At 42.2% G+C, this 14,800-nt stretch carries 12 protein-coding genes; 8 read left to right on the top strand and 4 right to left on the bottom strand.

Annotated elements, in window-relative coordinates:
• Window positions 1-4: 4 nt before the first annotated feature.
• The 4 genes from BBW65_RS03115 to gltX are packed head-to-tail and all read right to left on the bottom strand — an operon-like array spanning window position 5 to window position 4,496.
• Window positions 5-2,128 (bottom strand): RelA/SpoT family protein, encoded by a 2,124-nt coding sequence (locus BBW65_RS03115; protein ID WP_066339564.1) that lies wholly within the window; start codon window positions 2,126-2,128, stop codon window positions 5-7.
• A gap of 6 nt (window positions 2,129-2,134) precedes the next feature.
• Window positions 2,135-2,353, bottom strand: a complete 219-nt coding sequence (locus BBW65_RS03110) for a DNA-directed RNA polymerase subunit omega (protein WP_066339562.1) — start codon at window positions 2,351-2,353, stop codon at window positions 2,135-2,137.
• 33 nt (window positions 2,354-2,386) lie between these two features.
• Entirely contained in the window at window positions 2,387-3,097 is a 711-nt protein-coding gene (pyrH, locus tag BBW65_RS03105) for a UMP kinase (RefSeq protein ID WP_199919473.1), read from the bottom strand.
• 10 nt (window positions 3,098-3,107) lie between these two features.
• Window positions 3,108-4,496, bottom strand: coding sequence for a glutamate--tRNA ligase (gltX, locus tag BBW65_RS03100; protein WP_066339559.1), 1,389 nt, complete (start codon window positions 4,494-4,496; stop codon window positions 3,108-3,110).
• 156 nt (window positions 4,497-4,652) lie between these two features.
• Between gltX and BBW65_RS03095 the strand changes: the two genes are divergently transcribed.
• The 8 genes from BBW65_RS03095 (at window position 4,653) to BBW65_RS03065 (ending at window position 14,742) form a co-directional block, all read left to right on the top strand.
• On the top strand, window positions 4,653-5,270 hold the full coding sequence (locus BBW65_RS03095) for a trimeric intracellular cation channel family protein (RefSeq protein ID WP_066339557.1): 618 nt from the start codon (window positions 4,653-4,655) through the stop codon (window positions 5,268-5,270).
• Window positions 5,271-5,272: 2 nt separating this feature from the next.
• Window positions 5,273-7,117: a DNA polymerase III subunit gamma/tau gene (locus tag BBW65_RS03090; RefSeq protein WP_066339555.1), complete on the top strand. Its 1,845-nt coding sequence runs from the start codon at window positions 5,273-5,275 to the stop codon at window positions 7,115-7,117.
• Window positions 7,104-7,523 carry a tRNA (adenosine(37)-N6)-threonylcarbamoyltransferase complex ATPase subunit type 1 TsaE gene (gene tsaE / locus BBW65_RS03085; RefSeq protein ID WP_066339553.1) on the top strand — a complete coding sequence of 140 codons (420 nt, stop codon included), beginning with the start codon at window positions 7,104-7,106 and terminating at the stop codon, window positions 7,521-7,523. Before BBW65_RS03090 ends, tsaE begins: the two co-directional genes overlap by 14 nt.
• Window positions 7,520-8,242: an LPS export ABC transporter ATP-binding protein gene (gene lptB / locus BBW65_RS03080; protein ID WP_066339550.1), complete on the top strand. Its 723-nt coding sequence runs from the start codon at window positions 7,520-7,522 to the stop codon at window positions 8,240-8,242. The genes tsaE and lptB overlap by 4 nt, the downstream gene beginning before the upstream one ends.
• The gene (locus BBW65_RS03075; protein WP_066339536.1) at window positions 8,239-9,525 is read left to right on the top strand and encodes an RNA polymerase factor sigma-54; all 1,287 of its coding nucleotides are present in this window, start codon (window positions 8,239-8,241) and stop codon (window positions 9,523-9,525) included. The genes lptB and BBW65_RS03075 overlap by 4 nt, the downstream gene beginning before the upstream one ends.
• A gap of 21 nt (window positions 9,526-9,546) precedes the next feature.
• Window positions 9,547-13,302 carry a type IIG restriction enzyme/methyltransferase gene (locus BBW65_RS03070; protein ID WP_066339533.1) on the top strand — a complete coding sequence of 1,252 codons (3,756 nt, stop codon included), beginning with the start codon at window positions 9,547-9,549 and terminating at the stop codon, window positions 13,300-13,302.
• Window positions 13,302-13,424, top strand: a complete 123-nt coding sequence (locus BBW65_RS08080; RefSeq protein ID WP_267886405.1) for a hypothetical protein — start codon at window positions 13,302-13,304, stop codon at window positions 13,422-13,424. The genes BBW65_RS03070 and BBW65_RS08080 overlap by 1 nt, the downstream gene beginning before the upstream one ends.
• A gap of 190 nt (window positions 13,425-13,614) precedes the next feature.
• Window positions 13,615-14,742 (top strand): Fic family protein, encoded by a 1,128-nt coding sequence (locus tag BBW65_RS03065; protein WP_066339531.1) that lies wholly within the window; start codon window positions 13,615-13,617, stop codon window positions 14,740-14,742.
• Window positions 14,743-14,800: the final 58 nt, after the last annotated feature.

Raw genomic sequence — 14,800 nt, 5'->3', positions numbered from 1 at the left:
CTTGTTATTGGTAAGCGTCTTTTATGTTTTGAAATTCTACTATGTTATATCGATGTAAAACAAAATTTTTGAGTTCTTTGACTTCTTTGTTTTCAATCTCTACGATAATCTCAAAATGCACCAAAAGTTGATCTTTGTAACCCTTATAGCTGATATTTAAAAGATTGCAGTCATATTTTGCCAAATCCAATAGGAATTTTGCAAGAGAACCACGCCTATCTTCTAGCATTGCGATGATTTTGTATTTGGCTTTGTTTTGTTCTGCCCAAGTGACATAGAGCATTTTTGTCGTTTCAGTGATTTTCACTTTTTCACATAGTTTGTGGTGGATGATGACTTTTTGATTGTCCAAAATCCCTAGGATCTCATCGCCTTGTTTGGGGTAACAACAATAATCATGCAAGATCCCATCCACATATTTGTGGCTAAGAATCTTGATGTTGTCAAATAGATATTCTTTGATAGCCCAGTTTAGAAAGCGTAGGCGTGCAAAAAGCGAGGATTTGCGACGCATTGAGGTGAGGAGCTTGACCACAGCTTCTTTGAATTGGGTGATATTGAGATGTAAGAGATTGTTGATATTGTGTTGTTGTAGCATTTGCTCGATCTTGGCGTGTTTTTGATTGAACAAAGTCGCAAGGATCTGTATGGTGATTTTGTTTTCTACGGCTTTGAGCTTGTTTTGGCAACTGATACGGATTTTGTTTTTAGCCTTTGCAGTTTGCACCAAAGGGATCCATGAGCATCGCATACCATTTCTCTCTCCTGTAATGATTCGGACAATGTCTCCACTATTGAGCCTCTCCAAAAGACTTGATTTTTGGTGATTGATGTAGGCTTCAACTGCATTATCTCCTAGCTCTGTATGCACTGCGTAGGCAAAGTCGAGTGCCACAGAGCCAGAGGGTAGAGAGTAGATGTCTCCTCTAGGAGAAAACACCGCAATATCCTCGCGATACAAATCGCTTTTGATCAGTTCATAAAACTCTCCAATATTTTGATCTTTGTATTCGATATTGAGCCAATCTAGCGAGATTTGATTGCCCATTTTGTATTTCCAATGAGCCGCCAATCCGTATTCTGCACTCTTTTGCATTTCTTGCGTGCGGATTTGCACTTCAAAAATAGAACTTGCATCAAAGATAGTGGTATGAATCGTCTGATAGCCGTTTTCTTTGGGGATGGCGATATAGTCTTTAAATCTTGAGATGATGGGCTTAAATTGGAGATGGATGGCACCTAGCACCTTGTAGCAGTCGATTTTTTCTTTCAAAATGACACGCACGGCAAGTAGATCCAAAATCTCTTCGATCCCCACGCCTTTTCTCTGCATTTTGAGATAGATCGAGTAGGGACGCTTGAGGCGTGATTGGATCTCAAAATCCTCTTGTGTGAGCCCAATCTCAAAGAGTAGGGTTTGCAATTTTTCTACAAATTCGGCAAGCTTGCCATTAAACACTAGGGCATTTTCTTTCAAAAGCGTTTGTATTTTGTGGTATTCCTCTTTGAAAATATAATAAAAGCTACGATCTTCTAATTCGTTTTTGATAGAAGCAATCCCCAAGCGATAGGCGATTGGAGCATAGACTACAAGGGTTTCTTCTGAAATTTTGATCTGTTTTTTCTCATCTAGGGCATCTAGGGTGAGCATATTGTGCAAACGATCGCAGATTTTTACAAAAATCGCACGCACATCTTGAATCGAAGCAAGCAAGACTTTGCGAAACGATAGGGCGGAGGCGAGGATTTTGGCATCAGAGATTCCTGATGGGATGTTTTCATCTCTAAGCTCTACGATTTTGGTGAGTGCATCGACAATCTCTGCGACTTCATCTCCAAACCCATCCCTCACTTCTTGAAGTGAAAAATGCGTATCCTCCACCACATCGTGCAATAGGGAAGCACAAATCATCGCCTCATCTCCCCCATAAAAAGCCACGATCGAGGCTACGCAAATGGGATGTATGACATAGGGGATACCACTTTTGCGTGTTTGTCCTTGATGAGCTTGGATAGAAAAATCAATCGCTTTTTGGATGGATGGGGTGATAGTGGCAGTCGCATTTAAAACTTCAAGAGAATCTTCAAGTGTGTCAATCTCTTGGAGTTCTTGTAAAAAAGTGACCAAATATTTTTAACCTTTGATTGGCTCAATCGAAGCAAGAGTGATTTTCTCTTCGGCAATCTCGTGCATTGCTATATCTGCAAGTTTGTGGATTTTCAAATCCATATCAACAAGAGGTTTGGCTCCATTGCTCAATTCTTTTGTTCTAGCAAAGATAAGGCTTGAGAGCATATAGCGATCATTTCCTACTTTTTCTAATGCTTTGGCTGCAATTTCTTCAATTCTCATTTATTGTCCTTTTTATTTTGGATTATACAAAAATTATTTCACAATCGATGAAATCGCATCTTCGCCACTTAGGATTTTGAGCAGATTGCCTTCTTTGAACATATTGCACACAATGATAGGCAGTTTGTTGTCCTTGGCAAGGGCGATAGCGGTGTCATCCATAACTTTGATATGATCTCTTAGAGCATCATCATAGCTCAATGCACTGAGCATTTTTGCGTCAGGATACAATTTGGGATCTTTGTCATAAACGCCATCGACTTTTGTCGCTTTGATAATCACATCAGCACCGATCTCTACTGCACGCAAAGTCGCCGCAGTGTCGGTGGTAAAAAACGGATTTCCAGTGCCCGCACTAAAAATCACGATACGCCCTTTTTGCAAATGACGGATTGCACGGCGATAGATGTATGGCTCACACACTTCGCGGATTTCCATCGCACTTTGGACACGGGCATTCATACCGATATGCTCTAGAGCCGCCTGCATTGCAATAGCGTTGATGACTGTGGCAAGCATCCCCATATGATCCCCACTTGTGCGATGGATGATTCCACCCTCACTTGCACTCACGCCACGGATGATGTTCCCTCCACCGATGACAATCCCCACTTCAATCCCGTTTTGGATCAGCGTGCGTATTTCTCCTGCGATATAGCTCAAGATTTGATTATCAATCCCAAAGCCATTGCCTCCTGCTAGAGCTTCACCTGAAAATTTCACTAACACTCTTTTGTATTTCAAAATATTCTCCTTATTTGTTTTGATTGTAGATTGTTTCAAGAGTAGAAATCCTGCTTTTGCATTCTTCTATGCCCAAAGCAAAGATTGTTTCTGCCATACCGATCCCTCCACCTTTGCCCAAAATGGCTAGACGCAAAGGTTGCAAAAAATCCCCCGCTTTTAGCCCATTTGTTTTGATGTAAGCCTTGCTTGTTTGCTCAATCTCACTCACACTTGCATTGGCTTCAAGGCTACCGATGAAGTCTTTGAGGTGCTCTATCTTTTCTTGAGTGATTTTGGCAAACATATCAGCATTGTATTCTTTTGGAGCATTGAGCACTTCCTGCACCCCAGCACTAAAGGCGAGGAGTGTGTAGTTACGCTCTTTGAGGGCTTCAAACAAAACCTCTAGCTTGGTGCTTTCAAGTGGCACGAGGACCCCATAGTCTTGGAGCATTGCTTGGAGGGTAGTGTTGGGCATTTGGCGAATGTAATGATTGTTGAGCCAATCAAGCTTGGATTGATTATAACAACTTGCAGATTTGTTGAGATTTTCAGGTGAGAACAGCTTAAGCATTTCTTCCATACTAAAAATCTCTTGATCTTTGTAGCTCCACCCCAATCGCACCAAAAAGTTGAGAAGGGCTTGGGGGAGGTAGCCCATCGTTTTGTATTCCATCACATCTGTGGCACCATCGCGTTTGCTGAGCTTTTTGCCTTGAGGATTCAAAATCATAGGAATATGGAAAAATTTCGGGATTTTGAAGCCGAGAGCTTCATATACGATGATTTGCTTTGGCGTGTTTGTTGTGTGATCATCACCCCGAATCACATCTGTGACTCCCATCAGTGCGTCATCGATTGCCACGACGAAGTTGTAAGTGGGTGTGCCATCACTTCTAGCGATGATGAAGTCATCAATCTCTTTGGCAGAAATCTCAATGCACCCCTTGACGCCATCTTCAAACTTCACGCTCCCCTCTAATGGTGCTTTGATTCTGACTACGGGTTTGACATCTTTGGGGGGAGTGCCTTGAAAATCGCGATAGCGGTTGTCATAGCGTGGGGGGAGTTTGTTGGCGATTTGCTCCTCTCTTAGAGCGTCAAGCTCTTCTTTGCTCATATAGCAATAATACGCCTTGCCTTCATCGAGGAGTTGCTGGATGTATTTGGCATACAAATCAAAGCGTTGGGATTGATAGACCACTGCATCATCATAGCTCAAGTTTGTCCATTCAAAAGCTTTGATGATTGCCTCTGTGGCTTCTTGAGAGTTTCTTTGCAAATCAGTATCCTCAATGCGTAACAAAAACTTCCCACCTTTTGATTTGGCGTATAGGTAGTTAAATAAAGCCGTTCTTAGTCCTCCAATATGTAAATATCCCGTTGGAGATGGGGCAAATCGTGTGATAACGCTCATTTATTCCCTTTGTGATGTGTAAATGTAGTCCATAATTGTATCTTAAATCAATCTATTAAGTTTGGGTAGAGAGTGTTATTTTTGCATTTTGATTGAGATTTTTGATGACATCCAAAAGGTAGTGATAAAATTAAGCAAAAAAATCGGGACATCAAAATGTTTATTGCGGCTTTGTTTTATCTGGGGATTGTTGCAGAATCAATGAGCGGGGCTATCGCAGGGGGGCGTCACAAAATGGACCTTTTTGGGGTGTTTAGCATTTCATTTGCCACAGCACTTGGTGGCGGGAGTTTGCGAGATATTTTGTTTAACCATTATCCGCTTTTGTGGGTGAAAGATCCGCATTATGTGCTTGTCGTGTTGGTTTCTTCGTTGGTGGCTACAAAGATTGCAACTTTTATCACAAGGCAGGAGCGTTTGTTTTTGATTCTGGATGCTTTGGGTTTGGCAGTTTTTAGCACTTTGGGTGCCAAGATCGTGATGGATATGGGTTATAACCTCACTTTGACGATTATTGGGGCGATTGTCACGGGGAGCTTTGGGGGGATTTTGAGGGATTTGTTTTGCAATACTTTGCCTTTGGTATTCCAAAAAGAGCTTTATGCTTCTGTGGCTTTGATATGTGGTGGAGTTTATTGGTTTTCCAATGCGTATTTGGGGCAGGATTTGGCGATTTTTGTCGCCATTGCGATAGGTTTTGGCATCAGAATGATTGCAATTTTGTATAAAATTTCACTACCTGTTTTTTCATTTCAATCACATCATAAGGATTAAAAATGGCATTGGCATTGAAGTATCGTCCTACCCAATTTTGCGATCTTGTGGGGCAAGAGAGCGTATCTCAAACACTCTCTCTAGCCCTTGATCAGCAGAGGGTTTCCAATGCCTATCTTTTCAGTGGATTGCGAGGGAGTGGCAAAACAAGTTCAGCAAGAATCTTTGCGAGAGCCTTGCAATGCGAGAAGGGACCTACGAGCAAACCTTGCGGAGAATGTGCAAATTGTGAAGCTTCTTTGAGTGGGCGACATCTAGATATTATCGAAATGGACGCCGCCTCAAATCGCAAAATCGATGACATCCGTGACTTGATCGAGCAGACCAAATACGCCCCAGCTTTTGGGCGTTATAAAATTTTCATCATCGATGAGGTGCATATGCTCACCAAAGAGGCATTCAATGCCTTGCTCAAGACGCTTGAGGAGCCACCAGAGTTTGTGAAGTTTATCCTTGCGACGACAGATCCTCTGCTCCTCCCTGCGACAATCCTTAGCCGCACCCAGCATTTTAGATTCAAAAAAATTGCGATCAAAAGTGTGTTGGCACATCTCAAAAAAATCCTAGAGCAAGAAAATGTGAAATACGAAGATGAGGCGTTGAGCGTGATTGCTAGAAGCGGTGGTGGAAGCTTACGCGATACGCTGACACTGCTAGATCAGGCGATCATCTTTGGCAATCAGTTTGTCAGTCTCCAAAGCGTGACTGAGATGCTTGGCATTATCGATCCTTTGGTGCTAGATGGGTTTTTCAAGGCTTTGTTTGTCGGCGATGAGGCAAAAGTCAATGATATTATGATAAAGATGAACGAGTATGAATGCGATATGGTTTTGGATGAAATCATTTTGTTTTTGAAAGATCGCTTGATGAGCAAAGACAGCAATTATGAGCCATTGATCCTCAATCGGTATTTTCATATTTTGACACAGAGCAAACAGCTCCTTGCTTCAAATGCCGATGCAGAGTTTGTCTTGCTTTTGACCATTCTCAAATTTCGTGAAGCCCTCAAACTCAAATCAATCACCAAGCTCATAGACACTCTGCAAGATCAGCTCAATCTCAATGAGTTGCAACTCTCCGCCCCTCTTGCTACCCCCGCTACTCCAACTACCCCCAAATCCGATCAAGAGATTCTAGCCCCAAGTGGCACCCCCAATCTGTTTCAAGAGCTACTTGTCAAGCTTTCAGATCGCAATATGGAGCTTGGGATTTGCTTTGAGAAAAACATCGCTTTTGTAGCGTTTGAAGAAAACACTTTGCGTTTGCAGAGTGGGGCAAAGGACACAGAGAGAGAGTTTTTGAAAACCCATTCTCAAATCATCAGGGAGATTGTGCGTGGGGTTTATGGTGAGGATGTGCGTTTGGAGATCATCGCAAACCAGCCCACCCAAAAGGAATATCAGCCACCCATAGCACCCCAGCCCACACCCCCCCAGCAAGAAGCTATGCCACCCCAGCAGAATCAAACAATGCCAGATTTGCCAAATGGGGTAGAGGTGGCAGAGGTGGCAGAAAAAGTAGAAGTGGCACGGGGTGTAGAGGCAGTAGAAGTGGCACAGGTGGCAGAAGTAGCGGGGGTAGCAGGACCTCAAGCCAATCAAGCCAATCAAGAGATTCAAACGACTCAAGAGATTCAGGAGACTCAAGCCCAAACCACTCAAACCACTCAAACCACTCAAACCACTCAAACCACTCAAGTGTCACCCAACGAATCCAATGCGACTCCTATGCCCCAATCCTCAAACTCCGAGAGTTTCTCTAGTCGCAATCGTGTTTTGCTCGGGCATTTGCAGAAGCATTTGGGGGTTGATTTGACGCGTGTTGAGGTGATTGATGACAATGCTTAGCGATTTGGCAGGGTTGGATGCAGTGGTTGATGTTTTGTTTGCCAAATGCCAAGCACATCCAAAAATCATCATACTTTTGAGGGGGGATTTGGCAAGTGGCAAAACCACGCTAGTGGAGCGTTTCGCACGGAGATTGAGCGTGCAGGGGGTGAGCTCTCCTACTTTTAGTTTCCAGCATATTTATGATTTTGAGGGTGGCAGGATTTTGCACTATGATTGTTACTCCAAAAGTATAATAGAGGCATTGGAATTGGGGATTTTGGAAATGTTGGATTCTGAGGGGTGGCATTTTGTAGAATGGGGGGATAGTCAGTTGGAAAAAATTTTGAGAGAGAGTGGGTTTGCAGTCATACTTGTAGAGATTGCCAAACAAGGCGATCAACGCTCTTATAGGATTGAGGAATGAATGTTTTAAAAGCGTTAAATCTAAGCAAACAAATCAAAAAAACAAAAATCGTCAATGATGTGTCTGTGGAAGTGAAAAGTGGTGAAGTCGTGGGGCTTCTAGGACCAAATGGAGCAGGGAAAACTACGACATTTTATATGATTTGTGGGTTGCTTGAGCCTAGCAGTGGCAAAGTCTATCTCAATGATATTGACATCTCACGCAAACCATTGCACCAACGCTCCAATCTCGGCATTGGCTACCTCCCACAAGAATCTAGTATTTTCAAAGAATTGAGCGTAGAGGACAACTTAATGCTCAGTGCAGAGATCTCCTATAGGGACGCCAAACAAAGACGCGAAAAAGTCGAGGAAATGCTAAGTGCGTTTAATATCGAGCCGATCCGTGCAAGAAAGGGCGTGAGCTTGAGTGGTGGGGAGCGTCGGAGGGTAGAAATCGCAAGAGCGTTAGTCAAAAACCCCAAATTCATCTTGCTAGATGAACCTTTTGCAGGGGTGGATCCTCTTGCAGTGATTGACATCCAAAAAATCATCCAAGAGCTTGTGGCGATGGATATTGGCGTTTTGATCACCGATCACAATGTGAGGGAGACTTTGTCTGTGTGTGATTGTGCCTATGTCATCAAAAACGGCACTTTGCTCACAAGTGGCAAAGCAAGTGAAATCTATGATAACGAGCTTGTCCGCAAGCATTATCTAGGCGAAAATTTCAAAGTATGAAAAACAATCTCAAACTAGCTCCATCCACTTCTGTCAAAACCAAGCTCTCCACCACTCTCAAAAGTTGGCTTCCGATTCTGCAGAGCTCCAATGATGAACTCATCGAAATGCTTACAGAGATGACCCAAGACAATCCCTATGCCAGCGTGCAAACCAATCTCATCAAAGACTTCAGCAGTCAAAGCCAATACACCAAAACCACTAGAAAATCAAGCAAACAGGCGGAGGGGTTTGAGAGCTTTTGCTTGTATGAGGATGGGCTTTTTGAGGTGTTGCTCGATCAGATTGCCCCCCCTCTTTTCCCCACTCCACGCTCACAAGAGATCGCTCAGTTGATCATTGAGGATCTCAATGAGGAGGGGTATTTTGATGGGGATTTGGAGGAGATCGCCTCTAGATGTGGGTGCGAGGTGAGCGAGGTGGATAAGATTCGCAAACGCTTTGCCTATCTTGAGCCCTGTGGCATAGGGGCGATAGATGTCGTCGAGGCTTTGGAGTTTCAGCTTGATCAAAGTGAACTTGATGGCAGTGCTTATGATTTGGCAAAACTGATTTTGCAGGATTTGCACAACCATTTCCATCACAAATCCCACGCAGAATACCCACGCGTGATGCAAGTCCTCAAAGGCTTCAAAAACCCCCCAGCTATCGATTATCTTGCCAAAGAGCAATACATCAAGCCTGATTTGTTTGTGAGCTTTGAAAACGGAGAGATCGAAGTGCGACTCAACCACGAAATGTCCCCAAGTATCAAGATTGATTCCAATATCCAAGCCCAGATCCCCAAAAGTGCAGAGGAGCAGTTCATCAAAACCAAAGTCAAAGAGGCGCGCACCCTTGTTGATGCCCTAGAGATGAGAAAAGCCACATTGCAAAAGATAGGATTGATGATCGTGGAGTATCAATACGATTTTTTCAATGGCGGAGAGATCAAGCCTATGAAACTCAAAGATCTAGCCGATGAGTTTGGACACGCCCCCAGCACGATCTCAAGGGCAATCAGCAACAAATACCTTGAGTGCGATCGTGGGATATTCTCAATCAAAAGCTTTTTCTCCACCGCCCTAGATGATGATGTCAGCAATAGTGCGATCAAAGATTTTGTGAATGATTTGGTCAAAAATGAAGATCGCAAAAAGCCTTTGAGTGATTCTAAGATTTTGGAACTCATTGAGGCGAAGTTTGGTATCAAAATCGTGCGACGCACGATTACCAAATACCGCCAAAAGCTCAATATCGCAAGTTCTAGTGAGCGTAAAAAACTCTATGAGATGAGTTTCTAACCCCATTCTACAAGGACACCTATGCCGATCCAATACACCCCAAAACCACTTGCTGATTTTCTCAAATTCTATGCCCCGCAAACCCCCTCACAAGAAACAATCCAAAGCTTCCAAGCCCAGATCGCCAAGCTTTTGGAGGAGAGTCAAAAAGGCACTGATGAAGAGTTTCAAAAAAACGAGATCAACAAGTTCCTAAGTGCAGTCTATGGCTACAACTGCAACACCAAAGGGAGCGTGGATAGTGCAATCTATGTAGATGGAGAGGCTCAAGTGCTTCTTGAGGTCAAATCCCTTGCCAACACATCAGAGTTCCCCAGATCCAGCACCCACCTCACCTCCAAAGCCCTTTGTGAATCTATCCTTTATTTCCTCCGTGAGTGTGGCAAAAACTCTATCAAACACATCATCATCTGCAATCCTTGCGAGTTTTTCGTCTTTGATGCGAGGAACTTTAGGAAGTTTGCTGAGGATTCTTATATCGATAAGCTCTACAAAAACTGCGATGACAAGCAAGGCACAGACACCACAACAAAAAAATTTTATGAGGATTTGCGATCGTATCTTGAGGGCGATTGTGCTCAAGAGCTATCTTATGCTTATGTTTCTTTGAGGGAGCCAGAGAGTTTGGTGCTCCTCTATCAGCTCCTCTCTCCTCAAGTGTTGCTCAGACAACACGCCACAATTGATGCCAACACGCTCAATCAAGGCTTCTATGAGGAGCTCCTCTACATTTTGGGGTTGCAAGAACGCACTCAAGGGGGCAAAATCACTATCGTTTCAAGCGAGATTCCCAACACTCTCTCCCACACCCTCTCAAAAACTTATGCCACGCTCAATGCAGAGGAGGTTTTCACTCTGATCACCACTTGGAACAATCGTATCCTGTTCCTAAGGCTTTTGGAATCTATGCTTTTGGGGTTTGCCCACATCGATAGAGCATTCCTTGACATCGCAATCATCAAAGATTTTGCAACCCTGCAAACTCTATTTTTTGAAGTCCTAGCCCAAAGAGAAAAAGATCGCACTAATGATATACCCCCGTTTTTGAGGCAAATCCCCTATCTCAACTCCAGCCTTTTTGACAAAACCCCACTTGAAGTCGAGGGCAAACAAATCCGACTGCTTGAGTCCGCTCCTTTGCCCCTTTTCCCACGCTCAATCCTCAAAAAAGACTCAAGATTCAAAGACAAAGGATCGCTCCCACTTTTGGAATATCTCTTTGAGTTCCTACACGCCTACGACTTCACCACCACGCCCAAAGACATTTCAGAGGGAATGAAACAAAACCACGACAAACTGATCAACTCCGCTGTGCTTGGACTTGTTTTTGAAAAACTCAATGGCTACAAAGAGGGGAGTTTCTACACCCCAAGTTTCATCACTAGCTATATGTGCCAAGAGAGTATCACCCAAGCGGCATTGGAGCGATTCAACTCCACTTATGGTTGGAAGTGCCAAAACCTAGAGGAGCTCAAACGCAAGATCGCCAAAGCAGAGGAAATCGCTGATGAGGATCTGCTCTCGACACTCCTCACTCTGCGTATCTGCGATCCTAGCGTAGGCAGTGGGCATTTCCTCGTTTCTGCCCTCAATGAAATGATCCAAATCGCCCACACTCTTGGGATCGTCTATCTCCCTAGAGGCGTGAAGCTCACCATAGAAAACGATGAGATCCTTATCACGACAAGAGATGGGATATTTGCCTACCACAAGCCCACATCATCAGATGAGGACGCACACACAATCCAAACCAAAATATTCAATCTCAAAAAATCTATCATCCAAAACTGCCTTTTTGGCGTAGATATCAATCCCAACTCTTGCGAAATCACCAAGCTAAGACTATGGATAGAACTTCTCAAATACAGCTACTATCTCTTTGATGAGCAGGGCAAAAACACCAATACCCTAGAAACCTTGCCCAATATCGACATCAATATCAAATGCGGAAATAGCTTGATCTCTCATTATCCTCTGAACTCTAGCCTAACCATAGGACAAACCAAAGAGTTTGCCACCAATCTCAAACAAGCGATCTTAAACTACAAAATGTCTGTGGGGGCTTACAAAGAGGGTATCGGCTCCAAAAGCAAAATCATCGAGCAAATTTCAGCCACCAAAAATCTCATCATCTCTTATTTGCTAGAAAGAAGTCTTGCCAAAATCCAACTCAAAGAGTATTTGAGTGCCTTTGTATCCGAATATGGCGATGCAGTTTTTGACATCGATACAGAGTTTGGTTTGGAAATGTTTAGAATCATCAAAGCAAACAAATATCGATTCACCCCCACACTCACCAGCCTAGAACCAGCCCCAATGACAGCGGAGGGGGACAAACTACTCACAAAAATAAAAAAATGCTATGAGGAACTTGAAAATATCAAAACCTCACAATCTTTTGAATGGCGTTTCGAGTTTCCTGAAGTGCTAGATGAGGAGGGGAACTTCTTGGGCTTTGATTGTGTGATAGGCAATCCCCCCTACATTCGCCAAGAGGAAATCAAAGAGCTTAAACCTAGTTTGCAAAAGAATTTTCAAATCTATGAAAATACAAGCGACATCTACACCTACTTTTTTGAGCAAGGCTACAAACTCCTAAGCCAAAATGCAATCCTCTCTTTTATCACTAGCAACAAATGGACTAGAGCAGGTTATGGAGAGAATCTAAGAGCGTTTTTACTCAAAAACACCACCTTGCAAAGCTATATGGATTTAAATGGTGAAAAAGTCTTTGAAAATGCCTCTGTGGATACCTCTATCACAATTTTTATCAAATCCACCCCAACCCCCACACATCAAATCCATTTCCTAGAATGCAAAGACATTGCCGAACTTTTCAGGATTGCCCCTACTAGCATTCCTCAAAACACTCTCTCCAAAGATGCCTTTATTTTTGCAGATAGCTCCACCCTAGCCCTCAAAGAAAAAATCCAATCCATAGGAACTCCATTGAAAGACTGGGGGATTTCTATCAATTATGGAATCAAAACAGGCTATAACGAAGCTTTTATCATCACTACAGAAACAAGGGAGGCAATACTACAAGCTTGCAAAACACAGCAAGAAAGAGAGGCAACAAGCAAACTCATAAGAAAAGTGTTAAGAGGCAGAGATATCAAAAGATACTCTTATGAATGGGCTGGATTGTGGATTATCAATATTCATAATGGATACACTAGCACCAACAAAACAAAAATGCCACCAATTGATATAGAACAATACCCAACACTTAAAGCCTATTTTAATGAGAATGCAAAAAATCATAAGGGAAAAGGAAAAGGATTTTTCAATAGAGATGACAAAGGAATCACACCTTATAATCTTAGAAATTGTGCGTATTTAGAGGAATTTGAAAAAGAAAAGATTCTGTATCCAGAAACAACGCAAGGGGCATATTTTGTTATTGATCGCAATCAAATGTTTTTAGAAAAAACAGCATTTTGTATATGTGGAAATAATCTATTGTTTTTACAAGCCCTTTTATCCTCAAAAGCAATAACTTATTATTTTAAAAACTTTTCTAATGGTTGTATTTTGGGCAAAAAAGGCTATCAATACAATAAACACGCATTAGAAAAACTTCCTATCCCTAAAATCACAGAATCTAACAAAGCAATAGCAGATAAAATCATTGCCTTAGTAGAAAAGATTCTTAAGGCAAAAGAGAATAACCCCACCACCGACACCAAACCCCTAGAATCCCAAATCGATTCTTTAGTCTATACCCTCTACAATCTCACAGAGGCAGAAATCCAAATCATCGAGGGGAAATCTTAATGACTACAACAGAACTTGCTGATAAGGCAAAACGATTGAAAAACTTTTGTGTGGTTTTGGGAATGCTAGATTTACAAGCTAAATGTAGCACCTCGCTATCTCAATCCAAGCTCCACATTTAGAATCTTTTGGCTTTGCAAATAGGATTTTGAGAGATTTTGTAAGCACATTGGGGGAAATAAATTTCTCATCATTTGGAAATAATTTTGTTTTTTTCATTTTCTCAAACCCCGTGATATTAGGGATTTTGGGATACTATTTTGGAAATAATTTTTGGATTTTTTGGAAATAAATTTTGAGAAAAGAGGCAAAATGTCAAAAATCAAGATTCCCACCCCTTCTTTTGATAGTTCTCTAGCTTCATTGATTGTTGAGTTGGAGAAATTGCGACACAAAACTCTTGGGGGCAATGTCCCTCCCTATATCTTTTTTTCAATCAAAGAAATATTCCAACTTCTTGAGACTTTGGGTTCTGCAAGAATCGAGGGAAACAACACAACGCTTTCAGATTATATTGAGGACACATTTTCTATGCAGAATCTCTCTCATCAAGAAATAGAAAATCTCAAAAACGCAATGCAGTTTATCGAAGAGCATACCGATGAGGACACACGCTTCAACCAAGCATACTTTTTTGAGCTTCACAAAATTGTGATGTTTGCACTCAAAAAAGACTGGGTATCAGGAAAACTAAGGGATACAGATGTCTCAATCCAAAAATCAAACCACACCCCTCCTAGTGCGTTTCTTGTAGCCGAACGATTCCAAGAATTTATCGATTTTATCAACACTGAATACAAGCAACAATTCCAAACAATGATGATTGCGATTGCTCATCACCGCTTTGAGCATATCCACCCCTTTGCCGATGGAAATGGCAGAATGGGGAGATTACTCACTTATGCTCTTTTGATCAAATTGGGCTTTCGCGTCAAAGATGGACGCATTATCAATCCCTCAAGTGTGTTTTATGCTGATAGGAATCGCTACTATGATATGCTTAGCAAAGCCGATAGTTTGCAAGAGCAGGATTTGCTTGAGTGGTGCGAGTATTTTTTGGGTGGGTTGAAAAATGAAATGCAAAAGATTGATTTTTTGTTGCAAAAAGACAATGTGAGAGAGGAAGTCCTTATCCCCATTATCCGCGATATTTATAAGTTGCAAATCATCAACAAAGATGAAAAAAATGTTTTGGAGCTTTTGGTAGAGCAAGAGGATATGCTGATGAAAGCTGATCGTTTGGGCAAAATAGGGATCACTGACACCAAACAGAAAACAAAGATTCTAACAATGCTTAAGGCAAAAAACATTCTAACCCCACAGCACCAAGCAAGCAGAATCTATGGGCTAAACCTGATCGAAAATCCTCTATTGCGATTGGTGATCACACAGCTTAAAGCTTTGGGATTTGTCGATGATTTTCTTGAAAAAACCACATAACACCTCAAACAAATCCCACGCAATCCCAAACCATAGAATCAAGGCACAATCCCACAAA

Source organism: Helicobacter enhydrae, from assembly GCF_001693335.1.
GTDB lineage: Bacteria > Campylobacterota > Campylobacteria > Campylobacterales > Helicobacteraceae > Helicobacter_G > Helicobacter_G enhydrae.
The sequence above is the reverse complement of the archived record's forward strand: the minus strand, read 5'-3'. Positions and strand labels throughout refer to the sequence as shown.

Coding starts and splice junctions, on each gene's coding strand:
- BBW65_RS03110 (WP_066339562.1), bottom strand. CDS start 2,353: ATGAGAATTGAAGAAATTGCAGCCAAAGCATTAGAAAAAGTAGGAAAT.
- gltX (WP_066339559.1), bottom strand. CDS start 4,496: ATGAGCGTTATCACACGATTTGCCCCATCTCCAACGGGATATTTACAT.
- BBW65_RS03095 (WP_066339557.1), top strand. CDS start 4,653: ATGTTTATTGCGGCTTTGTTTTATCTGGGGATTGTTGCAGAATCAATG.
- BBW65_RS03090 (WP_066339555.1), top strand. CDS start 5,273: ATGGCATTGGCATTGAAGTATCGTCCTACCCAATTTTGCGATCTTGTG.
- tsaE (WP_066339553.1), top strand. CDS start 7,104: ATGACAATGCTTAGCGATTTGGCAGGGTTGGATGCAGTGGTTGATGTT.
- lptB (WP_066339550.1), top strand. CDS start 7,520: ATGAATGTTTTAAAAGCGTTAAATCTAAGCAAACAAATCAAAAAAACA.
- BBW65_RS03075 (WP_066339536.1), top strand. CDS start 8,239: ATGAAAAACAATCTCAAACTAGCTCCATCCACTTCTGTCAAAACCAAG.
- BBW65_RS03070 (WP_066339533.1), top strand. CDS start 9,547: ATGCCGATCCAATACACCCCAAAACCACTTGCTGATTTTCTCAAATTC.
- BBW65_RS08080 (WP_267886405.1), top strand. CDS start 13,302: ATGACTACAACAGAACTTGCTGATAAGGCAAAACGATTGAAAAACTTT.
- BBW65_RS03065 (WP_066339531.1), top strand. CDS start 13,615: ATGTCAAAAATCAAGATTCCCACCCCTTCTTTTGATAGTTCTCTAGCT.